General features: G+C 64.1%; 21 protein-coding genes. 9 read left to right on the forward strand and 12 right to left on the reverse strand.

The window, feature by feature from the left end:
• Window positions 1-7 precede the first annotated feature (7 nt).
• Complete coding sequence (locus RT551_RS10555; RefSeq protein ID WP_313458338.1) at window positions 8-1,075, reverse strand: LacI family DNA-binding transcriptional regulator; 1,068 nt, start codon at window positions 1,073-1,075, stop codon at window positions 8-10.
• Window positions 1,076-1,117: 42 nt separating this feature from the next.
• Window positions 1,118-2,410, reverse strand: coding sequence for a sugar MFS transporter (locus RT551_RS10560; protein WP_313458339.1), 1,293 nt, complete (start codon window positions 2,408-2,410; stop codon window positions 1,118-1,120).
• A gap of 268 nt (window positions 2,411-2,678) precedes the next feature.
• Here RT551_RS10560 and RT551_RS10565 point away from each other — a divergent pair, with 268 nt between their 5' ends.
• From RT551_RS10565 to RT551_RS10590, 6 genes are all read left to right on the forward strand, one after another.
• A complete protein-coding gene (locus RT551_RS10565; protein ID WP_313458341.1) occupies window positions 2,679-3,692 on the forward strand; it encodes a glucokinase family protein in 1,014 nt (337 codons plus the stop codon).
• 119 nt (window positions 3,693-3,811) lie between these two features.
• Complete coding sequence (locus RT551_RS10570; protein ID WP_313458342.1) at window positions 3,812-6,475, forward strand: TonB-dependent receptor; 2,664 nt, start codon at window positions 3,812-3,814, stop codon at window positions 6,473-6,475.
• 106 nt (window positions 6,476-6,581) lie between these two features.
• Window positions 6,582-8,918 (forward strand): family 20 glycosylhydrolase, encoded by a 2,337-nt coding sequence (locus RT551_RS10575; protein ID WP_313458344.1) that lies wholly within the window; start codon window positions 6,582-6,584, stop codon window positions 8,916-8,918.
• A 1,112-nt stretch (window positions 8,919-10,030) separates the two neighbouring features.
• Window positions 10,031-10,384 carry a HigA family addiction module antitoxin gene (locus tag RT551_RS10580; protein ID WP_313458346.1) on the forward strand — a complete coding sequence of 118 codons (354 nt, stop codon included), beginning with the start codon at window positions 10,031-10,033 and terminating at the stop codon, window positions 10,382-10,384.
• Window positions 10,378-10,770 carry a hypothetical protein gene (locus RT551_RS10585; protein ID WP_313458347.1) on the forward strand — a complete coding sequence of 131 codons (393 nt, stop codon included), beginning with the start codon at window positions 10,378-10,380 and terminating at the stop codon, window positions 10,768-10,770. The genes RT551_RS10580 and RT551_RS10585 overlap by 7 nt, the downstream gene beginning before the upstream one ends.
• A 218-nt stretch (window positions 10,771-10,988) precedes the next feature.
• Window positions 10,989-11,318 (forward strand): hypothetical protein, encoded by a 330-nt coding sequence (locus RT551_RS10590; protein ID WP_313458348.1) that lies wholly within the window; start codon window positions 10,989-10,991, stop codon window positions 11,316-11,318.
• A 214-nt stretch (window positions 11,319-11,532) separates the two neighbouring features.
• Here the strand turns inward: RT551_RS10590 and RT551_RS10595 are convergent, their stop codons facing one another.
• Complete coding sequence (locus RT551_RS10595; RefSeq protein ID WP_313458350.1) at window positions 11,533-11,919, reverse strand: VanZ family protein; 387 nt, start codon at window positions 11,917-11,919, stop codon at window positions 11,533-11,535.
• A gap of 7 nt (window positions 11,920-11,926) precedes the next feature.
• Window positions 11,927-13,111, reverse strand: a complete 1,185-nt coding sequence (locus RT551_RS10600; RefSeq protein ID WP_311192600.1) for a class I SAM-dependent methyltransferase — start codon at window positions 13,109-13,111, stop codon at window positions 11,927-11,929.
• A 54-nt stretch (window positions 13,112-13,165) separates the two neighbouring features.
• Between RT551_RS10600 and RT551_RS10605 the strand changes: the two genes are divergently transcribed.
• Window positions 13,166-13,903, forward strand: coding sequence for a pteridine reductase (locus RT551_RS10605; RefSeq protein WP_313458354.1), 738 nt, complete (start codon window positions 13,166-13,168; stop codon window positions 13,901-13,903).
• A 111-nt stretch (window positions 13,904-14,014) separates the two neighbouring features.
• Here the strand turns inward: RT551_RS10605 and folK are convergent, their stop codons facing one another.
• Window positions 14,015-14,503, reverse strand: coding sequence for a 2-amino-4-hydroxy-6-hydroxymethyldihydropteridine diphosphokinase (gene folK, locus RT551_RS10610; protein ID WP_313458356.1), 489 nt, complete (start codon window positions 14,501-14,503; stop codon window positions 14,015-14,017).
• An 84-nt stretch (window positions 14,504-14,587) separates the two neighbouring features.
• On the opposite strand from folK, the gene RT551_RS10615 reads away from it, so the two are divergent.
• A complete protein-coding gene (locus RT551_RS10615; RefSeq protein WP_313458358.1) occupies window positions 14,588-15,343 on the forward strand; it encodes a 20S proteasome subunit A/B in 756 nt (251 codons plus the stop codon).
• Window positions 15,344-15,455: 112 nt separating this feature from the next.
• Here RT551_RS10615 and RT551_RS10620 read toward each other — a convergent pair whose 3' ends face one another.
• The 6 genes from RT551_RS10620 to RT551_RS10645 all read right to left on the reverse strand — a co-directional run bounded on the left by RT551_RS10620 (window position 15,456) and on the right by RT551_RS10645 (window position 20,442).
• Window positions 15,456-16,085 (reverse strand): hypothetical protein, encoded by a 630-nt coding sequence (locus RT551_RS10620; protein ID WP_313458361.1) that lies wholly within the window; start codon window positions 16,083-16,085, stop codon window positions 15,456-15,458.
• Between the two features lie 173 nt (window positions 16,086-16,258).
• Window positions 16,259-16,744 carry a hypothetical protein gene (locus tag RT551_RS10625; protein ID WP_313458363.1) on the reverse strand — a complete coding sequence of 162 codons (486 nt, stop codon included), beginning with the start codon at window positions 16,742-16,744 and terminating at the stop codon, window positions 16,259-16,261.
• Window positions 16,745-16,987: 243 nt separating this feature from the next.
• Window positions 16,988-18,499 (reverse strand): response regulator, encoded by a 1,512-nt coding sequence (locus tag RT551_RS10630; RefSeq protein ID WP_313458364.1) that lies wholly within the window; start codon window positions 18,497-18,499, stop codon window positions 16,988-16,990.
• Between the two features lie 264 nt (window positions 18,500-18,763).
• The gene (locus RT551_RS10635) at window positions 18,764-18,988 is read right to left on the reverse strand and encodes a hypothetical protein (protein WP_313458366.1); all 225 of its coding nucleotides are present in this window, start codon (window positions 18,986-18,988) and stop codon (window positions 18,764-18,766) included.
• A gap of 565 nt (window positions 18,989-19,553) precedes the next feature.
• Complete coding sequence (locus RT551_RS10640) at window positions 19,554-19,904, reverse strand: hypothetical protein (RefSeq protein WP_313458368.1); 351 nt, start codon at window positions 19,902-19,904, stop codon at window positions 19,554-19,556.
• Window positions 19,905-20,049: 145 nt separating this feature from the next.
• Window positions 20,050-20,442 (reverse strand): BON domain-containing protein, encoded by a 393-nt coding sequence (locus RT551_RS10645; RefSeq protein ID WP_313458371.1) that lies wholly within the window; start codon window positions 20,440-20,442, stop codon window positions 20,050-20,052.
• Window positions 20,443-20,610: 168 nt separating this feature from the next.
• Between RT551_RS10645 and RT551_RS10650 the strand changes: the two genes are divergently transcribed.
• On the forward strand, window positions 20,611-21,651 hold the full coding sequence (locus RT551_RS10650) for an oxidoreductase (protein ID WP_313458372.1): 1,041 nt from the start codon (window positions 20,611-20,613) through the stop codon (window positions 21,649-21,651).
• A gap of 178 nt (window positions 21,652-21,829) precedes the next feature.
• Here RT551_RS10650 and gnd read toward each other — a convergent pair.
• On the reverse strand, window positions 21,830-22,635 hold an 806-nt coding region (gene gnd, locus RT551_RS10655; protein ID WP_313458374.1), incomplete at its 5' end, for a phosphogluconate dehydrogenase (NAD(+)-dependent, decarboxylating).

Raw genomic sequence — 22,635 nt, forward strand, 5'->3', positions numbered from 1 at the left:
GCAGGTCTCAGGGAACGTCAGGCGTGGGAGGCCGTGCGCCGGCCGGGCGCATCGGGGCAGTGGAACCGCGCACCACCAGTTGTGGCACGAAGCCCTGGTTGTGCAGCGGCGAGGACGCTTCGTCGTAGGCATCGCTGCGCAGCTGCGCGATCAGCAGCCGGGCGGCGTGGCGGGCGATGTCTTCGGTGGCCTGCTTGGCCGTTGTCAGCGGCGGCCACGACTGGCGCGAGAACGGGCTGTCCTCGAAGCCGGCAATGGACAGGTCGTAGGGCACGTTCATGCCGGCGGACTTGGCCGCGGCCAGCACCCCGGCGGCGATTTCGTCATTGGAGCCGAAGATCGCCGTAGGCGGTTCGCGCAGCGCCAGCAGCCGGCGCGCACCACGGAAGCCGTCGTCGAAGGTGTAGTCGCCTGGAACGACCAGGTGCTTGTCCACGGTCATGCCGTAGTCCTTCAGCGCCGCCTCGTAGCCGGCATAGCGCTCGCCCGAAGAGCGGTGCGAGGTGCCGCCCCACAGGAACCCGATGCGCTGGTGGCCGAGCTGGATCAGGTGTTCAGTGATTTCATAGGCGGCTTCGCGGTCGTCCACGAACACGCAGGCCCCGTCGGCCGGGTCTTCGGTGGCGGCGATGATGCGCACCAGCTTGATCCCACGCGCGGTGAGCGCGGCAATCAGGTCGCGGCGCTCGGACATCGGCGCGGTCAGCACCAGCCCGGCCAGCCGTGAACGCTGCACCCAGTCGGCCAGCTCTTCAGCCAGCATCGGTGAACTGGAATCACACGGGTGGATCTGCAGGCCGAAGCCGGTTTCGCGGCAGGCCGCCAGCACCCCGTTCTGCACCCCGATGATGTGGTACGGGTTCGGATTGTCGTAGACCAGCCCCACCACCAGGGTGGTGCCGGTGCGCAGGTTGCGCGCCGCCGGATCCGGTTCGTAATCCAGCTCGGCGATGGCACGCAGCACGCGCGCACGCGTGGCCTGCATCACCGACGGTTCGTTGTTGATGACCCGCGAGACGGTCTTCAACGACACTTTGGCCCGTTCGGCGACATCCTTGATGGTCGCTCGGCGCATTGGCGTTTCCTGCTGGTTCCGTGGAGCGTCCATGATCGCCGATCAGGCCGCGTCGCGGGGCAGGCCAATCCGATAGCCGCGCAGCGAATAGAACAGGATGTACAGGTAGCAGGGCACCATCAGCCCGGCGAACACCCACTGGAAGTCGAAGTGCTGCTTCAGCACCGCGAACGCCTGCGGAATGATCGCGCCGCCGGCGATGGCCATCACCAGCAGCGCCGAGCCGGTCTCGGTGAAGCGGCCCAGCCCGCGGATCGCCAGCGGGAAGATCGCCGGCCACATCATCGCGTTGGCAAAGCCCAGCGCGGCCACGAAGCCCACCGACACATAGCCGTGGGTGAACAGCGCGCCGATGCAGAACAGCACGCCCAGGGTGGCGGAGATGCTCAGGTATTTCGACTGCGAGACCAGGTGCGGAATCACCAGCAGGCCGACGATGTAACCGGCCAGCATCGCCGCCAGGGTGATCGAGGTGAACAGCTTGGTCTGGTCCAGCGGCAGGTCGAAACCATGCCCGTAGGTGCCGATCGCATCACCGGCCATCACCTCCACGCCCACATAGACGAACAGGCACATCACGCCCAGCCACAGGTGCGGGAACTGGAAGATGCTGGTGCGCTCACGCGTGCCCGGTGCGGCCGGCGGGGTGGCATTGGCTTCAGAGGTCTTCAGTTCCGGCAGCGGCGAGAACAGCACCGCCACCGCAAGCACCACCAGCAGCCCGGCCATGCCCATGTACGGAGCCTGGATCTTGCTGGCAAAGCCGTCCAGCAGGGTGGCGCGGGTAGCCGCGTCGGCAGCGGCGACCTGGTCGGCCAGATCGCCGATGCCGTGCAGCACCAGCGAGCCGATCAGCAGCGGCGCGAGGATGCCGGCCACCTTGTTGCAGATGCCCATCAGTGCGATGCGGCGCGCGGCGGTTTCAATCGGGCCGAGGATGCTGATGTACGGGTTCACCGCGGTCTGCAGCAACGCAAGACCACTGCCGATCACGAACAGCCCGCTGAGCGCACCCGGGTACCAGCGCTGCTGCGCGTAGTGCGCGAACAGCACCGCGCCGACCGCCATCACCAGCAGGCTCAGGCTCAGGCCCTTCTTCATGCCGGTGCGCTTGAGGATCCACGCCGCCGGCAGGGCCAGGAAGAAGTACGACAGGTAGAACACCATCAGCACCAGGAAGGCCCCCACCTCGTCCAGTTCGAAGGCCAGCTTGACGAAGGTGATCAGCGGCCCGTTGAGCCAGGTGAAGAAGCCGATCAGGAAGAACAGCACCCCGATGATGAGGATCGAGGTGGTAACGCTCGAACGCGCGGAAGCGGCAGGCACGGCAGACATCGGAAGGGCTCCTGCATCGACGGTGCGCGAAGGCGGCGTCGGAAGAGTGGCTGGGAACAACGTTGTCACATTTATTCGACGGCGCACCCGGGTTTGTCAACAAGCGCCGCAGCACGTCTCACATGTAATCGATTTCACAAGGGCCGGGGCGTTGCACTGCACAATCGAAAGTGCGAGGTTATCGTTGACATCGTTGTCAGAACGATTACAGACTCCGCCTCAATCGCCGGGTTTGTTACCCGGCTGTGACGCACCCAAGGGAGCCCGTGTGACTGCAGCCGCCTCCGCCGTACCGGCCCATGCCGCCGCCCCGGTGCCATTTCTGGCCGCCGATGTCGGCGGCACCCATGTGCGCGTGGCCCGCGTGCAGGCCAGCACCGACCCGGCCCACCCGGTGCAGGTGCTGGAATACCGCAAGTTCCGCAATGCCGAGTATCCCGGCCTCAGCGCCATCCTCGAGACCTTCCTGGGCGACAACCCGCGCCCCGCGCACTGCGTGGTGGCTACCGCCGGCGTGGCCCGCGAGGACGGCACCGTGATCACCGCCAACGTGCCGTGGCCGCTGTCGGCCCGCCGCATCGAGCAGGACGTCGGCCTGGAACACGTATTCATCGTCAATGACTTCGAGGCCGTGGCCTATGCTGCTGCCCAGGTCGATGCCAGCGGCGTGCTGCAGCTGACCGGCCCGGCCACCGCCCCGCGCGGCCCGACCCTGGTGGTCGGCCCCGGCACCGGCCTGGGTGCGGCGGTATGGATTCCCACCGCGCACGGCCCGGTGGTACTGGCCACCGAAGCCGGCCAGCCGACCCTGGCGGTCAGCACCGAACTGGAAATGGCGATCGTGCGCCAGATGCAGCGCGAGCACGCGCATGTGTCGGTCGAGCACGCGCTGTCTGGTCCGGGGCTGATGAACCTGTATCGCGCCCTGTGCGCGCTGAATGACCAGACCCCCACGCTGGCCAGCCCGGATGCGATCACCGCCGCGGCGATGGCCAATACCGATGCGATGGCGCGCGAAAGCCTGCAGGTGTTCTGCGGGCTGCTGGGCAGCACCATCGGCGACATGGCCCTGCAGTACGGCGCGTCCGGCGGCGTCTACCTGGCCGGCGGCATCCTGCCGCAGATCCGCGAATTCCTGTTGAACAGCACCTTCGTTGCCCGGTACCTCAACAAGGGACCGATGCGCGAGGCGCTGGAACGCATTCCCGTGAAGGTGGTCGAGCACGGGCAACTGGGCGTCATCGGCGCCGCCAGCTGGTACCTCGGCCGCAGCAACGCCTGAGCGCGCCTTCCGGCGCACGGGACCTGCAACACGCTCCACGCAATGCCTGTTCGAACCACCACCACAGCTGCACACCGCACGCCGTCGCTGGCGCACATAGATTGATGAGGAGAGACATCATGAACCACCGCAAGAGCCTGCTTTCGGCAGCCATCTTCAGCTGTATCGCCTTCGGCGCGCACGCGCAGGGCGCCGCCCAGACCAGCCCGACCGACCTGGACACCATCCAGGTGACCGGTATCCGTGGCTCGATGGAACGTTCGCTGGATACCAAGCGTGAGGCCAACGCCCGCCTGGAAGTGGTCACCGCCGAAGACGTGGGCAAGCTGCCCGCGCACAACGTGGCTGACACCCTGCAGCGCCTGCCCGGCGTGAACATCAGCTCGGCCAGCGCCGACGAAGGCGGCTTCGACGAAGCCGACCGCGTCAGCCTGCGCGGCACCAGCCCCAGCCTCACCCAGACCCTGATCAACGGCCACACCGTCGGTTCGGCCGACTGGTTCGTGCTCAGCCAGGGCAACAACGTGGGCCGCAGCGTCAGCTACTCGCTGCTGCCGTCCGAGCTGGTCAGCTCGGTTGAAGTGAACAAGTCCTCGCAGGCCAAGCTGCAGGACGGCGGCACCACCGGTACCGTCAACATCATCACCCGCACCCCGCTGCAGTTCTCCAAGCAGTTCAGCGCGGAAGCCTCGGTGGGCGCGGTGCGTTCGGACCAGGCCGAATCGACCGACCCGCAGTACTCGGCGCTGTTCAACTACAAGAACGACGAAGGCAACTTCGGCGTGTTGCTGCAGGCGTTCTACCAGAAGCGCGAACTGCGCCGTGAAGCGCAGGAAATCCCTGGTGGCTTCACCAAGATCGCTGCGACCGATCCGGTCGCTGCCACCAACCCCGACCTCATCGGCGTCAGCGTACCGGGTCTGCTGGGTTCGACCCTGTTCGAGCAGACCCGTGAGCGCAAGGGCGGCCTGCTGACCGTGCAGTTCAAGCCGACCGATGCACTGAGCCTGTCGCTGAGCGGCTTCAGCTCGGAACTGGAAGCCAACAACTACAACCGCAACTTCATGCTGTGGGGCAGCAGCTTCGCCAAGTCGCAGGCACCGAACCCGGGCTACACCGTGGTGGACGGCGTGCTGACCAACGCAACCTACGCTGGCGTGCCGGGCACCAACTATGGTGTCTACGACATGATCTACCGCGAAGCCACGGCCAAGACCAATTACGTCACCTTCGACGCAGACTGGCAGATCAATGACACCCTGGACGCCAAGTTCCAGGCAGGCACCACCAAGGGCACCGGCGAAACGCCGCGTCAGTTCATTGCCGAAGTCACCCTGGGCCAGGGCGGCGGTGCCAGCTGGGCCACGCACGGTGCCGGTTCTCCGGTGGACTGGAGCATTGGCGGTGACATCAGCCCGAGCGGCGTGACCAGCTTTGGTACCTGGGGCAACCAGTTGGTGAAGGCCGAAGACAAGGAAGACTGGGCCACCCTGGACTTCAGCCAGTACTTCAGCGCCGGTGCACTTAGCTCGATCGACTTCGGCGTGCGCTTTGCCGACCACGAACGCGAAGCGCTGTCGCCGGAAGGTGCCACCCCAGGTGACATCTGGGCCGCGCTGCAGGGCAGCGCCACCGGCAACTACCCGAGCGGCTTCGCGGGCGACGTCGGCGGCACCTTCCCGCGCAACATCTGGTACTACACACCGGACGCACTGAAGACCGCCATCATCAACAATTCCACCTGGCTGGCCGGCAATGACGGTCCGACCGGTCGTCACAACTACGGTGCCGAATGGAAGGTCAAGGAGAAGAACTTCGCCGGCTATGTGCAGGCCAACTTCAGCGGTGACTGGTGGGCCGGTAACATCGGCCTGCGCTACGTCAACATCAAGCAGGACATCAACAGCTACAACGCCGTGGCCAACGCCGCCGACGCTGATGTGAGCAGCCTGTTCGGCATGTGGGAACGCACCGCGTTCGAGAACAAGCACGACCGCGTGCTGCCCAGCGCCAACATCAAGTTCGACCTGGACGATGACCTGGTGCTGCGCGTGGCCGCATCGCAGACCCAGACCCTGCCGGACTACTCCGCACTGGGTGCTTCCTCGTGGGGTTCGGACCTGAACCGTACCGGCGGCGGCGGCAACCCGAACCTGAAGCCGACCCTGTCGACCAACCTGGACGCCAACCTGGAGTGGTACTTCATGCCGCGCGGCCTGCTGTCGGTGGGTGCGTACCACATGGACATGAAGGACTACATTGCCTTCGACGTGGTCAAGCGCCAGCTGTACAGCGAGCTGACCAACCAGCTGGAAACGTATGACATCTCCACCCCGATCAATGCCGACGGCAAGGTCACCGGCGTGGAAGTGGCTTACGAACAGCCGATTGGCGACTACTTCGGCTTCAACGCCAACTACACCTACGCGGACGGCAACACAGACCACACCTGGTCGGATGGCACCCACAACCTGCTGGGCACTTCGAAGAACACCTACAACGTGGGTGCCTACTTCGAAAATGAGCGGTTCGGTGCACGCGTCAGCTACACCCGCCGCTCCTCGTTCCTGATCAGCCTGTCGGGCACCAACCCGTACTACCAGGATGATTTCGGCACGCTGTCGGCGTCGTTGAACTTCAAGGCCACCGACTGGCTGAGCATCAGCCTGGACGGCCTGAACCTCAACAACCCGACCTACAAGTACTACCAGAGCGCGTCGATCCCGACCTCGTTCTACTCCAACGGTCGCCAGTACTACCTGAACTTCCGCTTCAAGTACTGATGATGTAGAGCCGGGCTTGCCCGGCTTGTACGCAACACCCCAAGGGCCCGGATTTCCGGGCCCTTTTCGCAGATAGAATCAAATCCGCACCAATAGGAATGACCCGATGCCCATCCGCACCCGTCGTACCTCGCTGTCGCTGCTGTCGTTCGCACTGGCACTCTCTCTCGCTCCGCTGGCCCACGCCACCGACGCCCAAGCCCCGGACGGCCCGCGTGCCCTGCCCGGCTCACTGCCGCTGCTGCCGGCACCGGCACATCTGGAACAACTGGCTGGAGCGGGCTACACCGTCACCGCCGCCACCCCGCTGCACGCCCAAGGCGATGCCGCACAGCGCGTGGCCAGCCTGTTCGCCACGCAGCTGAAGAACAGCGGCGGCCCCGCGTTGACCGTATCGACGGCGCGCGGCAAGGATGGCATCCGCCTGGTGCTGGACACCACGTTGAAGACCGGAACGGAGGGCTACCAGCTGCGCAGCGACGCGCGCGGGGTCACCGTGCAGGCCGCCACCGAAGCCGGCCTGTTCTACGGCGCGGCCACCCTCTCGCAGCTGCTCACCAGCGGCACGCCCGGCACCCTGCCCGCCCTGAAGATCGACGACGCGCCGCGCTTCAGCTGGCGTGGTCTGATGCTGGATTCGGCGCGCCACTTCCAGAGCCTGGACGAGATCAAGCGCGTGCTGGACGCGATGGCCGAGCAGAAGCTCAACACCTTCCACTGGCATCTGACCGATGACCAGGGCTGGCGCATGGAGATCAAGCGCTACCCGAAGCTGACCGAAGTGGGCAGCTGCCGCCTGCCGGCCGGTGATGGCGGCCGTGACCCGGCCACCGGCGCACCGCGCCCGTATTGCGGCTTCTACACCCAGGACCAGATCCGCGAAGTGATCGCATACGCGGCCGCCCGCCATATCCAGGTGATTCCGGAAATCGACGTGCCGGGCCACGCCACCGCAGCGATTGCGGCCTACCCGGAGCTGGGCACGATTGACACGCCGCTGAAGCCGATCAGCGAATGGGGCGTGTTCCCGAACCTGTTCAACACCGAGGAAAGCACGTTCGAGTTCCTGGAGAACGTGCTGGAGGAAGTGATCACCCTGTTCCCGTCCAAGTACGTCCACGTGGGTGGCGACGAGGCGGTTAAAGACCAGTGGGAAGCCTCCGCCCGCGTGCAGGCGCGCATGAAGGAAGTCGGCGCAGGCAATGAAAATGAAATGCAGGCCCACCTGATCAAGCGGCTGGAAAAGTACCTGGAGCAGCACGACCGCCGCCTGATCGGCTGGGACGAGATTCTGGAAGGCGGCCTGCCGCCGGAAGCAACGGTGATGTCGTGGCGCGGCACCGAGGGCGGCCTGAAGGCGGCCAGCGAGGGGCATGACGTGATCATGTCGCCGGTGACCGACATGTACATGGACTACCTGCAGACGAACTCGGAGAACGAGCCGCCGGGTCGCCCGCTGAGCACGCCGCTGGGCCGGGTGTACGGTTTCGAGCCGGTGCCGGACGCGCTCGCCAAAGACAAGCAGCAGCACATTCTGGGTCTGCAGGCAAACATGTTCACCGAGCACACGCGCAGCTATGCGCGCCTGCAGCACAACCTGTTCCCGCGCTTGGCCGCGGTAGCGGAAACCGGCTGGTCGCCGCGCGAACGCCGCGACTTCGCCGACTTCCTGGCCCGCCTGCCCACCCAGCTGCAGCGCTGGCAGGCGATGGGCATTGCCTACGCACAGACGCCGTTCGAGGTCGAAGCGGATGTGACCGATGATCGCAAGGCGGGCACGGCGACGCTGGCATTGCGCACGCCGCTGAACTACGAGATCCGCTACAGCGTGGACGGCAGCCCGGTGACCGCGCAGTCGCCCCGCTACACCGCCCCGCTGACCCAGCCGTTGCCGGCGGGCGTGCAGGCGGCGACCTTCTTCGACGGCAAGGCGCTGGCGAAGGCGGCGAGCCGCTTCGACATTACCGCAGCGTCGCTGCTGACGCGCAATGATGAGCATCTGGACCTGTGCCCGGCCGAAGGCAAACTGCTGCTGCGCCTGGAAGACGATGGTCCGGCGGACGGCCCGCGCGCGGTGTTCAACGTGAACATCTTCAACCCGTGCTGGTTCTGGCAGAACGCGAACGTGGACGGCATCGGCAAGGTGCGGGTGCGTGCGGGCAACATTCCCTATTACTTCCAGCTGGCACACGACGAGCCGCAGCGCCGGTTCGAGAAGGCACGCAGCGCACATGGGGAAATGGACATCCTGAGCGGCCAGTGCGATGGCAAGCCGCTGGCCACGGTGCCGCTGCCGGCCAAGCCCGATGCCGATGGCTTCATCACCCTGGAAGCCGCCCTGCCGCGCTCGCTGAAGGGCACGCAGAACCTGTGCGTCCGCTTCACCGGCGACACCCGCCCGACCATGTGGGTGCTGGACGAACTCACCCTGCTGCCGCGCTGATCGCGCCGCGAACAACCCGCCGCCCACGCCCTCCCGGCTGGGCGCGTCGGGGCCATGGGAACAACGATGTGCCGGCCCCCTGGACGCCATAGGGCTGCTTGCGCTTTGGTGGGATCGGTCGACAGACGATCGCCGTGAAATCCCCAACGTCCATTAACGCATGGACCCCCAACCGAAATCGCGCTCCTCCGGCCCCAAATGTCGCCTCCGGCCCGGTAACGCGCCACCCGCACCTCCCCAACGATCCGCTTCGCAACACACACCCCAAATCGGAACCATCACCATTCCGGTGTCATCTACGACACCAAGGTGCGCATTCAACTCTTCCGCAAATATCCCCGCGCCAATCACGACGCACGATTTGCGCATCCGGCACACAGCTACGACGATGCGTAGGAATTATCTGATGTGCACCGCCCCTCATCTGCTGCAGTGTTGTCCCCGGAGCGTAGAAACTCCTAAGAGTTAGCAGTTGATGCCCTGCGTGGGAGATGTCGTGTCCTACGTCGGGAGGGTGGCTAATAAAACACCCCCGTAAGGGGGGAATACGCCCGCCGGCTTTTGCTGACTCTACGGTTTCTAACCTCCCGACCCCTCGTCACCCTGACAGGGGTCGCATCTCACAGGAGGCATGCCATGCAGACACACTGGCCAGACACACCCGCGAACGATGACGTCGCGCCTACGCGACCTGAAGCCACAGCGAGCACCATCGAAGCGTCGCCAGATACGCGCGTGCACCAGGTCGAAATCCTGCTCATGCGCATAGGCTTCTGTAGCGACGCGCCATGCGCGTCGGCATGAAGCCAACGCCGTTCGTCATGCCCGCGCGTGCGGGTCACCCAGCACCCATACAAGAACAGCCATGAACAACCACATCCCCCGGCGCAGCGCCCGGACAGGGCGCCCGTGCGCCTTCGGATCGCGCCTCTCGGTCAACGGTCATGCGTCACCGTGCCGATTACCGTTATCGGCGGTCGACTGTCGTCCGACCCTACCGGATCCCAAGCATCCCAGGAATCCCAAGCATCCCAGGCACCCCAGGCATTTCGTGCGCGCCGCGCAGATTACGCGTGGCGTGCGTCCTCCACCGGCACATCGGAGAGATTCCCATGAACACATCGTCACACCGGCGCGCGAAACGCCGCGCCCCGAAGAACGCACCACGTAGCGAGCAGATCCCACCCCTGCACCCGGGCGACATCCTCACCGAGGATTTCATGCGCCCGTTGAAGCTCTCCGGCCGCGCCCTCGCCTGCGCCATTGGTGTTTCCCACACCCGCATCGCCACCATCGCCTCGCGCAAGGCGGCCATTACCGCAGACACCGCGATCCGTCTTGGCCAGTACTTCGACGCTTCGCCGTGGTTCTGGATGAACCTGCAGGTCCGGTTTGATCTGGAGATGGCAGAAGCACACGCCGGCCGCATCCTGCCGCACAGCTGCGAGGAATCGCGCACATGGTGATCAAGCGCTTCCGTCAGGTGCTTCCCGGTTACACGCGTCCTGCAACGACACGCCCGCGCCCGCCGCTTCCCCCGGTACCGCGCAGCCTGCGCTCCGCCTTGAAAAACCATCCGGATCACATCGAGCGTCTGCAGATGGCATTGCATGGCGTGAGCGTGGCACCGACCACGCGGCTGCCGCGCATTGAAATGGCGGTGTGGGCGATTGAGGATCGCCTGTCGCGATTCCTGGCTGAAGCCAAACAGGAGTTGGATTCGGCTCGCTGTAGCGACGATGACGAGCGCTTCAAACGTGCCGAGGAAGACGAGGCGCTGATGACGCACCTGTGTCGCAAGAACACCTGGATGGGCGACGAGGTCTTCGCCGCCTGGTTCCGCAACCTGTAGAGACGCGCCATGCGCGTCTGTTCGCAGGCACGGAGCGCAGAGTACCCACTAACAACCGGGTCGCCATCGTATCGTCGACTTTCCACGTGCAATGGCTTTGGTACGGTCGGTCGACAGACGACCCTACCGGACGTTCCGCATGGATCACATGCCATTAACGCACGCTGCGCGCAGCATCAGCGCGCGGGGGAACGCACCAAGGAATGAGGGGTACCGACATGCGAACCACTATCGAAAGGCTGGACATCCAGCCGGTAAGTCAATTGCAAGAGGACACAACCGCTGGCGATATGTATGACTTCCAGACCAGCCTCAGGTTCTCGCAGATGCTTCGGGAAGTGCTGTTGGAGGGATGGGGCACGGAGGACTGCGTTGCACTGAAGGTTGCAACACTGGATCGGAACATTCGCGTAGCTGGGGCCGTCCGGTCTCAGGTGATCTTCGACAAGATTGTCGAGGTGACCACGCGCATCAACCGTGACAAGCCGGGAACTGTCAATACGTCGGCAGTTCGCGTTGATACGGGGTTGGAGCCTGGATCTGATTGAGATGTGCCCAGCCCATTTCGTGCAGAAGCACGTGGTAGCGTCGGTCGATAGACAACGGCACGCAGTGGGTACCAGCACGGTAACGCATGACCTTCAATGCAGAAGCGCCTCTGCGTTCGATGGTCATGCGTCATAGCAGTGATGATTGCTATGGGCGGTCGACTGTCGTCCGACCCTACCAGGCCCAGCACCGCGGTCACGGGCACCGCATGGATTACCCCTTCAACCGCACCAACAAGTCCCGCAACGGCGTAAACCGGATAGCCATTCCGACAATCACCCCAAGCGTATTAGCCACCGCATCCGCCGGATCAGCACTGCGGTTGTCCGTCAACGCCCCCTGCGCAAACTCGACCCCAATCCCCATCAACACCAACCCCACCGCAGCCCACCACAGCGCGGTACGCGTGCGATAGATCTGCACCGCTGACCCCGCCAGCACGAAGTACGCCAGGAAATGTTCCACCTTGTCGCTGTTCTTCGGCAGGTCCGGCAGCGGCGGCGGTGGGATCAGGCAGACCACAATCACGCTGATCACCGCCAACCACCACAGCCCCAGCCAGAATCGCGGCCGCCGCAGCGGCTTCAACATCCCTGTCATCGTCATCTCACAGTCGCCAGGTCAGATCGCCGAGCAGGAACGAGGCATCCATGCTCACGTCACGCTGGAAGCCCATCACCTGGAAGCGCTCGCCCATCTCGGTGGGCAGGGTCAGCTTTTTCACCTGGTCACGCAGGCGCAGCTTACCCACCTCATCGGTACGCTCTTCGGCCAGCGCCAGCAGCCGGTCCAACCCGTTGCCGAGCAGGAAGCTGGATTGCGTGCAATATCCGGCCAGCTCGAAGCCTGCACCAGTGCCGGCCTCCGCCAGCGCGGTGAAATCCACCGACGCGGTGATGTCCTGCAGACCGGGCCACTTGTAGACGTCGTTGTGCACATGATGGCGATAAAACGCGCGCACGGTGCCATCGTCGCGCTCGGGCTGGTAATACTCGTGGCGCGGGTAGCCGTAATCGACAAACAGCATGGCACCGCGCTTGAGCCCGCCGGCTACCGCCTGGATCCAGTACGGCAGCTGCGGCAGCAGTTCGGAGCGGTAGCCATCGGCAAACGGCTGGCCGAGGTAACGCTCGACATGACGCACGGCGGCGCTGAGCAGCGCATCGGCCGGCTGCGCACCACGCATGAACGCACCTTCGGCATCCAGTTCCACGGTTTCCTCATGGACCATCCCATCCTTGGCCAGGAAGCGTGGCGTGGGCAATGCGTCAATCACTTCATTGGCGAACACCATGCCGTCCCAGTCATCGTCGAACGGGCGGTCCAGCCATTCCACCAGCGCGAACACCGGCGGAATCAGCGCCTTCTCCAGGCGCTCGCGCTGGCGTTCGCGCAGGTCGGCGCTGGGCTCCAGAATGGCGTAGCGCTCGGGCAGCGCATCCAGTTCCAGCAGGCGCTTGAGCATGATTTCAGCGAACGCGCCGCTGCCGCCGCCCAGTTCCAGGAAGCGCGCCTGCGGGCCCAGCTGCTGCATCACCGGGGCCACCGCGTTGGCGAGGGTGGCAGTGAACAGCGGGCCCATTTCCGGGGCGGTGGTGAAGTCGCCTGCGGGGCCGAACTTGCTGGCACCGGCGCTGTAATAGCCCCAGCCCGGCGCGTACAGGCTCAGTTCCATGAACCGCGAAAACGGCATCACCCCGCCATTGGCAAGGATTTCAGCGCGCAGCGCTTCGCTGAGCTGGTCGCTGTGGGCCAGTGCGTCGGAGTCGGGAAGAGGCAGGGAAGAATGCATGGCGCGGGCGATTGCGGTGACAATGCACAGCATAGCCGAGCAGGGAGACCCCCGATGACCGAAAGCGCACCCGTGGTGCTGATCACCGGCAGCGCGCGCCGGATTGGCGCGGCCATTGCCCGCCAGTTCCATGCCTGCGGCTGGTCAGTGGTGCTGCATGCCAATACCTCGACCGCCGAGCTGCAGCAGGCGGCCTTCGACCTGGACATGGTGCGGCCGGGCAGCGTGCTGGCACTGCAGGCCGACCTGCGCGACACCGCCGCCCTGCCCGACCTGGTGGAACAGGCGGTGGGCCAGTTCGGGCGGCTGGACGCGCTGGTGAACAATGCCTCCAACTTCTACCCCACCCTGCTGGGCCAGATCTCCGCCGAGCACTGGGACGACCTCTTCGCGGTGAATGCCCGTGCGCCGCTGCTGCTGGCCCAGGCCGCTGCGCCACACCTGCGCCGCCAGCAGGGCTGCATCGTAAACCTGACCGACCTGCACGGCACCGACCCGATGCGCGACCACACGGTATACAGCGCGGCCAAAGCGGCGCTGGAGATGATCACCCGCTCACTGGCGCTGGAGCTGGCCCCGAAGGTGCGGGTGAACGCGGTGGCCCCGGGGGCGATTCTGTGGCCGGAACAGGGCAAGGATGACTTCGCCCGTCAGGCGCTGCTGGCGCGTACCCCATTGGGGCGGACGGGGACGGTGGAGGAGATTGCCGAGGCGGTGTACTGGTTGGCCAGTGACGCGCCGTTTGTGACCGGGCACACATTGCGGGTGGATGGGGGACGGCAGCTGTCCTGACTTTTGGCGGCATCGCGTGGGCCGGCCAACGGCCGGCGCTACCGGGACCGCGCATGAACCCCATTGGTAGCGCCGGCCGTTGGCCGGCCCAGGCGGTCCATGGAGCATCCGTTACGGCACGAGATCCACCACCTCAAACACCTCATCGCGCTGCGCATGGGCCCGCCACAAGGCCGCCAGCGTCAATCCGCTCACCGGATCCACAAACGCCGGCGCGATATCCGCCAACGGCTTGATCACAAACGCGTGCTTCAGCTCCGGGCGCGGAATGCGCAGGTGCCCCGGGCCTTCCACGATCAGGTCCCCATAGAACACCACGTCGATGTCCAGGGTGCGGTCGGAGAAGCGCGGCCCGCTGCGATCACGCCCGTGGGCATCTTCCAGCGCGTGTAGCCACGCATCCAGCTCTTCGAGCGGAACGTCGGTCTCGATCGCCACGGCGTTGTTCAGGAAGGCGGGGCCGTCAAAGCCCACCGCCGCCGTACGGTAGGCCGGCGAGACCGTAATCGCGCCAAACCGCGCGCGCAGGGCCTCCACCGCGGCGTGAAGATACTGTTGCGGCTGCAGGTTGCTGCCCAGGCTCAGAAGCACAGTGGTCATGGTGTTCAGCGTACGTGGGGCGAATCCACATGGTGCCGTCACGGCCACCGCATAGAATCGGGGTGCACATCATAGAGGGTTGTCATGACCTATTGCGTCGGCATCGAGGTGGACGAGGGCCTGGTCTTCGCCGCCGATACCCGGACCAACGCCTCCCTGGACGATGTCCGCGTGCACCGCAAGCTGCACGAGTTCGAGTTTCCAGGCCAGGCCGTGTTCGTACTCATGGCGGCGGGCAACCTCGCCACCACCCAGCTGCTGGTGTCGCGGCTGCGCCGCGATGCGCAGGAACAGCGCCCGGAAAGCCTGCTGGCCTACCGCCATCTGTTCGAGGTGGCCGAATACGTGGGTCGGGTACTGGTGGACAGCCAGGTCAAGAGCAGCACCCCCGAGCACGGCCACGACGGGGTGAACACCCAGGCAACGCTGATCCTCGGCGGCCAGGTCGGCAATGAGCGCCCGGGCCTGTACATGATCTACCCGCTGGGCAACGCCATTGCGGCCTCGCCGGAAACCCCGTTCCTGCAGATCGGCGAGTCCAAATACGGCAAGCCGATCCTGGACCGCATCATCCGCTCGCACACGCGGCTGGACGATGCAGCGCGCACGGCGGTGGTGTCACTGGATTCCACCGTGCGCTCCAATCTTTCGGTGGGCCTGCCGTTCGACCTGGTGCTGCTGCGCGCTGGCGACCTGCACATCACCCAGCGCATGCGCCTGGCCGCCGACAGCCCGTTGTACGCGGACATCCACGGCAACTGGTCGCGGCGGCTGGAGCAGGCGGTGGCGGCGTTGCCAAGGTTTCCGTGGGAGACGGGGGATGGCGACCAACGGTCGTGATCTACATTGATCGCCGGTCGAGGTTGACCCGGGTAGGTCACGAACGTTGGTCATGATTCTCTTGTTGTACCGATGCCTTATCAATACACAGATTGCCGTCGCGGAGAACGCCTCACTTCGGCAAAGGTTTGTCGCAACCGACGTTCAGCACGTCGCTTATGTCCACTTTGCTGATATGCGCCCATTGATTCGGCAGATTCTTCTGGAACCCTGAAACGATCTCGTAATCCTCGTTGTACAGGACAGAGCCCCTGATGAAGATCACTTGATTGGCATGGTCCACTCTGATTGCACAGGTAGGCGACAAGATACTTCTCATCCTTAAATCCACGTAACTGGCTGTAATATCCATTAGACCCTCCCCTCTTTCAGGCCTTGGATCAGAGGCGTGGACTACAGCAATGTCGTCAATGCCATTGATGCCCTTGACCTCAGCCTTGGCCCGGGCGAGACACTTTCGGTAAGCATCACGCACGGCGGGGGACCCCGTTGAACCCGCAATCGAAACGTTGCCGTTCACCGTCGCAACACGCAGGTAGTAGCAACGGCTTCCCGTTGCAAAAGGGTCGAGGCAACTTGCAATCGTGTCAACGACAGACATGCTGATTGCCGGGTCAGTGGTGAGTAGCGAATCGCGAGTCAGTTCGATGGCTGCATTGGGCACGTCTGCGTGCACGCGGTCCTCATACAGCGTGCTGTTGAGATTTGAGAGACTAGAAGCGGGGGGGACATAACGGACCATTAGGAATCTCCGTTGATCGTCTGCGCCCCCGCAGGCCAATCATGCCGCCGAGAGCAGTTACCGGGCAGTGAAGCCGTTTCGCCTGCTGCGCGGCCCGCCGCTCTCCCTCCAACCGCGGTTTCCGTGGGAGACGGGCGGCCCAATGATTGCATGACCGGTCGCGGGGACGGCGTCTACTTCTCCTTGGGCGTATCGAACCATGAACCCACCACGCCGCTCATGTCGATTCTGCTGACATGTGGAAACATGGGCAGGTCTGTCTCGAGGCTTGATATGATTTTGTAATCTTCCTTGAAGGGAGCGGAGCCCCTGACATAGATCACGTTGTCGACATGATCTACCCTGATCGTACAACTGGGCGACACAAGCGTCCCCAACCTCCAGTCCATCAGACCGGCGGTCTTGCCCATCAAATCATCGCCCCGATCTGGTTTTGGATCAGACGCGTGGACGACTCCGACATCGTCTATTCCGGTGACTGTATCTACTTCCGCTTTGATCCGTACCAGGCACTTCCGGTACGCATCGCGAACCGCCGAAGACCCCGTCGATCCGTTGATGGATACCTTCCCGGCCACAGTTCTGACCCTCAAGAAGTAGCTTTCGCCTCCGGTCGCGTGCGGGTCGAGGCAGAATGGAATCAGGTCTACGACTGCCATACTGATTTCGGAGTCAGTAGAGGGTTTTCCATTCCCCCCATAACCAAGCGCTGAATCGGGAACTTCTGTATAAACGCGGTGGATGGAAAGCGCGGAATTGTATGTATCGAGGCTGTAGTGACGTGGAAAGTAGCATGCCATAGGGGATCTCCCTCGATCATGTGCGCCCCCGCAGGCGCATCATGCCCCCAGCAACAGTTACCCGGCGGTGAAGCTGCGCGCCTCGCCTAATACGAGTTTTCGCTACGCCAGCGCCTCGGCCACCGATCGAAACACCTGCTGCATCTCCAATGGCTTGCGCAGCACGTGCACTGGAATACCCGCAGGGAAGCGCCCGCGCCGCACCGGCACGTCTTCGCTTTCGAGCACCAGCACCGGCCCGTGATAGCCCAGCGCGCTCATCTCGCGCAGCAGCGAACTGGCCGACAGCAACTTGGAGCCCGCATCGGCAATCACCAGCGCCGGCATGGCCTCCTGCTGCATCCAGCGCAATGCAGCGGCACCGTCGCAGGCCAACTGCAGGTGGTAGCCCTGGCTGGACAACGCATTGCCGAGCAGCGACAGGCGTGTAGCCTCGCCATCGACAACCAGTATGGATTGGCCGCTGCCTGCAGCGACCGGCGGCTCCGCCACCGGTGCATCCGCAGGTGCCACATACGCCGGCAGCAGCAGATCGAATCGCGTGCCGTCGCCCGGCGCGCTCTGCACCTGGATCCGGCCCTGCGCACCCTCGATGATGCGCTTGCACGACATCAGCCCCAGTCCCGTGCCATTGGGCTTGGTGGTGAAGAACGGATTGAAGAGGTTCGACAGCACTTCCTGGCTCATGCCAGTGCCCTGGTCGGACACCGCGATACGCAGCCAGGATAGTCCCTGGGCATCACTGTCGGCCTGCGCCAGCAGGGTCAGCCGGCCACCGTCAGGCATCGCCTGAATGGAGTTCAAGGCCAGGTTCAACAACACCTGCTGCAACTCCGTGTAATTGGCGTGCACGGTGAGCTCGGGGTCGGCCACTTCCAGTTCCAGCTCGACCTCCGGCGGCAGGTTGCTGCGCAACAGCAGCGCCACCGCCTCGAACAGCATGGCCACTTTGATCGGCTCGCTGGGGGTGCGCGACCCACGCACGAACGACAGCATGGATTCGGCCATCTCGTGCCCGCGCCGCCCGCATTCGGCGATCACGTCAGCCAGATGGCGCAGCTGCGGGTCGTCGGTGCGGGCCTTGAGCAGGTCCGGCATGATCAGCAGCGGCTGCAGAATGTTGCGCAGGTCGTGGCTGAGGCCGGCGGCCAGCAGCGACAGGCTTTCCAGCCGCTGCGCACGCATCAGCTCGGCCTCGACCCGGGCGCGGTCGATCGCACCCCGCGCGTCGCGCACCGCGCGCGCCACCGCGGAGGGGAGCCGCGCCGGCTGGTGCTTGATGATGTAGTCGTTGGCCCCCTCACGCAGGGCCTCTACGGCCGGCTCTTCACCGAGGGTGCCGGAGACAAAGATGAACGGCATGTCCGGGTGGCTGTCGCGCACGATCCGCAGTGCATCCAGGCCGGAGAAGCCCGGCAGGCTCAGGTCTGAGAGCACGATATCCGGGGTGCTCCGAGCGAGCGCTCGACGCAGTTCGGCCGCGCTTTCAGCACGCTGGAAGCTGGCCTCCAGCCCGGCGGCCAGAATCTGCCCGCTCAACAGCTCCGCCTCGCCGGGGGAGTCGTCCACCAGCAGGATGCGCAGATGCCCCAGGACCGGGCCGTTACGCGGCATGGACGCTCCTTTTCCTGCCGTCGAGGCGTTGCCCTGTATTGAGATCACCACCGAAACACAGCGCCATAACCCCTCGTCAGAGTGTCCGCATCCCCTGCCCCCCCACCCCTGCGGGAGGCGATGCGGTGAATATACTCCACACTAACGTGAATGGGCCTCCATTCAGGACAAATTAAGCAAAAGAAAAGGCGCGCCGGGGGCGCGCCTTCGTTTGGGTGGAGGTAACCGGTGGTCAGTCAGATAGCGGTGGTGCAGGGCCGGCACTCACTTCTTGGACTTCCTGTTCTTCAGAACTGCGCGCGCTGCCTTTTGGGCAGGTGCCGGTCCTCTGCCAATAGTGACAGTACCCACGCCGATCGTGCCGTCGCCCGTGCCACCGTCACCACGGCCATGATTGTCACCAAGTCCCAGCCCCCCGATACCGTAGCTCTCACCGATCTCGGTGCCGATCACTTCTGAAAATACCTTGTCCGTCTCGTCAGGCAACATGCTCATCTCATACCCCCTGCCCGTAGGCATTGGTGAAACAAGCCCCCGCGGCCAAATGATGCACCCTACGCCCGTTACCCCGCCGTCAATCTACGGACGAGCGCGTATCGCGCAGGATGGCGCTCCTCGTTAATCAGGAATGCAGATTCCTGCTAGGCACTTCGTTCCCGGTCCACCGGTTTCTGACCAGAGGCAGACCCTGCTGCACCAGGTGAAGCGGCGGATGAATCACTGTCGTTTCCTGGCGTTGAACCTGATTCCGTATTTGTTCCGGGTCCACCCGTCGGGCGCGCCAATGCGCGCTCAATGGAATCCACCTGATTTCCGCATCCAATGCCAGTTTCAAAAGTTACAGTGCTCTTGCTCATGGTCGAAACTCCCATGCGTACCAGCTATGCGCCCCCGCTTGATAAGCGTGCTCCCTGTGCGCGTGAGATCGTCGTGAAGCATGCTCGCTCATCGAGCAATAGCAGGTCAGGAGGATTACCTACTCGCGTCTCCGTGTGGCTACAGAGAGATGGCGCACCTGGAGGTGCGCCTGGTTCGAACAAACAGCGATACCAACCTAAGGTTTGGCAACGCCACTGATATCAACGCCCCTTACCCCATGAATTGCCCTACATTCCGGGACCAGCTGAGCCAATCTTTTGTAGAGCATTACAGAGTCGGTGCTGCCGATAAACCTGACGATTCCATCATTGACCTCCACGTCGAATGTAGCGCGCTCTTCCGGCAAGGCAGTCGAGGTCACGCTGAGAATCATCGTGCGGACTTCCAACTTGATGTCACTGTCCGTGCCAGACGAAGCGGGTTCAGCGTCAACCCTGGATCCAGCAGACGGCTTCTGCGGCACAGACTTACCGCCGTTCGACGGCGGCCCCAAGAAGCCTTCCAGAAAAGTGTTGGTAGCGGTCATGATCGACCTCCCATAGGTGCTTCATTTGCGCCCCCGCACCCCAATCCTGCGCCCGTTCACCGTTATGCCAAAGTGACGATCTCTTTGAAAACAAATGGCGCGCCGGTGGGCGCGCCATTTGTCACTGAAACTTTCCAGCTTAGGATCAGCGCTTGGCAGCAGCAGCCGCCGACACCTTCAGCGCGCTGGCATCAACACTTTTCACGCCCTTGATGCCCTTGGCGGTGGTGATTGCCTTGTCGTGCTCGGCCTTCGTGGCGACATTACCCTTCAAGGTAACCACGCCATTGACGGTTTCCACCTCCACCTTGGTGCCCGGCACATTGCTGCTGGCAAGCAGATCGGCCTTGACCTTGGTGGTGATCCAGCTGTCGGTCACCGGCTCAGCGGAATCATGGGTATCAGCATGGGTCATGGCGCTGTGGTCCATGGCCTTGTCACCGGTCTTCGGCGGGTCCTTGGCCATCACCGCAGTGCTGGCGAACACCATACCGAGGGCGAGCGAAGCGGCAAGCAGATTGCGGGTCTTGTTGGTCATGCGGATGTCTCCCGTGTTTGTGATTGCACTATGGGAGGTCATGCGTGGAAACCACGTCGGTTTGGAATAACGCCGCTGTGAATCGTAGGAATCGATTCAGAACGGTTCATGTTTCCGCACTGCACCAACCGGGTTTACGATAGGGGTGACATTCGCAGGAACATTCCGATGAACACGGCGACGCAGGTGGGTTTGATTGGCTACGGGCTGGCTGGAAGCGTTTTCCATGCGCCGCTGCTGCAGCACACACCCGGGTTAGCCCTGCACAGCATCGTGAGTTCGCAGCGCGACACGCTGATGCGGCGGTTTACCGACGTGCACATTCATGCAGACGTGGAGACTTTGTTGGCAGACCCGGCGGTGGACGCCGTGGTCATTGCCACGCCAAATGCGCAGCATGCGCCGCTGGCGATTGCGGCGCTGCGTGCAAGTAAGCATGTGCTGGTGGACAAGCCATTTGCATTGAGCGTGGCCGAAGCCGAGGCGGTGATCGCGGCCGCGCGCGAAGTGGATCGTGTGGTGACCGTGTTCCAGAACCGTCGCTTCGATGCGGACTTTCTGACCCTGCAGCGATTGATGGCCGACGGAACGCTGGGCGAGATTGCAGAGCGCCATTCGCACTTCGACCGCTTCCGTCCACAAGTGCGCGAACGCTGGCGCGAAAGTGATGTCCCGGGCGCGGGCTTGTGGATGGACCTGGGGCCGCATCTGCTGGATCAGATGCTGGTGCTGTTTGGTTGGCCGCAGGCGATTACTGCAGATATCGCTGCACAGCGTGCGGGGGCCTTGAGCAACGACTACTTCCATGCGGTGCTGCATTACCCGCGGATGCGCGCGATTGTGCATGCGGGGTCGTTGGTGACGGCGTCTGCCCCCCGTCTTTCAGTGCATGGCACGCGGGGAAGCTACCTCAAGGACGGGCTGGATGTGCAGGAGGAGCAGTTGCGTGCAGGGGTTGCACCGGGTGCACCGGGGTATGGCGTGGACCCGGTACATGGGGTTGTGGTGCAGCAGGATGCGCAGGGGGGAGTGAGTCGGACTACGGTGGATAGTGAGGTTGGGGACTATCGGCGTTTGTATGCGGCGTTCGCGGCGGCAGTGCGGGGTGAGGGCGAAGCCACCGTCAGTGCTGCGCAGGCGATGCAGGTGATGCGGTTGCTGGAGGCGGGGGTAAGCAGTTCGGCGGAAGGGCGGCGGGTGGTTTTGTAGGCGGCACGCGTTGCGTGTCGCCGGGTTTCGATTGGGGTCATGCGTTACCGGATGTTGCAGGTCTGAGGGCCGTCGTCTGTCGACCGACGCTACCAGAGCGAGAGCACAGAGTTTCCAGCGTCGTGGATGAGATCGCGCATGGCCCAACAGGAGCCGGGCAAGCCCGGCTCTACGGGTGTCAGTCGGTTTTCATCTGGTGGCCGCCGAACTGGTTGCGCAGAGCGGACAGCATGCGGTCGCTGTAGGAATTGCCTTCGCGCGAACGCAGGCGCTCGAGCAGCGAGAGCGTGATCACCGGGGCGGAAACATCGAGGTCGATGGCCTCGGCGACGGTCCAGCGACCTTCGCCGGAATCCGGAACATAAGGCGCAATGCCGTCCAGCTGCGGATTCTTTTCCAGCGCTTCCACGCTCAGGTCCAGCAGCCAGGAACGCACCACGCTGCCGTGCTGCCAGGTGCGCGCCACTTCGGCCAGATCCAGATTGAATTCGGCCTTGCGCTGCATCAGCGCGAAGCCCTCGGCATAGGCCTGCATCATGCCGTACTCGATGCCGTTGTGAATCATCTTGCAGTAATGCCCTGCCCCGCTCGGGCCCACATGCGACCAGCCGCGATCAGCGGCCGGTGCGAGGGTGCGGAAGATGTCGCCGAGACGCTCGACCGTGGCCTTGTCGCCCCCGATCATCAGGCTGTAGCCCTCCTGCAGACCCCACACGCCACCGCTGGTGCCGCAGTCGAGGTAGGTGACGTCGTCCTGCAGCAGCTGTGCGGAGCGACGCACGCTGTCTTTGTAGTACGAGTTGCCGCCGTCAATGACCACGTCCCCCTCTGACAGGTGCGGAGCCAGCGCCGCCAAGGTCTGGTCGACCACCTCACCGGCCGGCACCATCAGCCACACCACGCGCGGCACCGGCAGCTTGGCCAGGGCGTCGGCCAGCGAGGCGCTGACCTCGAAGCCGCGTGCGGCGGCGGCAGTGCGCGCCG

The organism is Stenotrophomonas sp. (assembly GCF_032103445.1).
In the GTDB taxonomy this organism is placed as follows: Bacteria; Pseudomonadota; Gammaproteobacteria; order Xanthomonadales; family Xanthomonadaceae; genus Stenotrophomonas.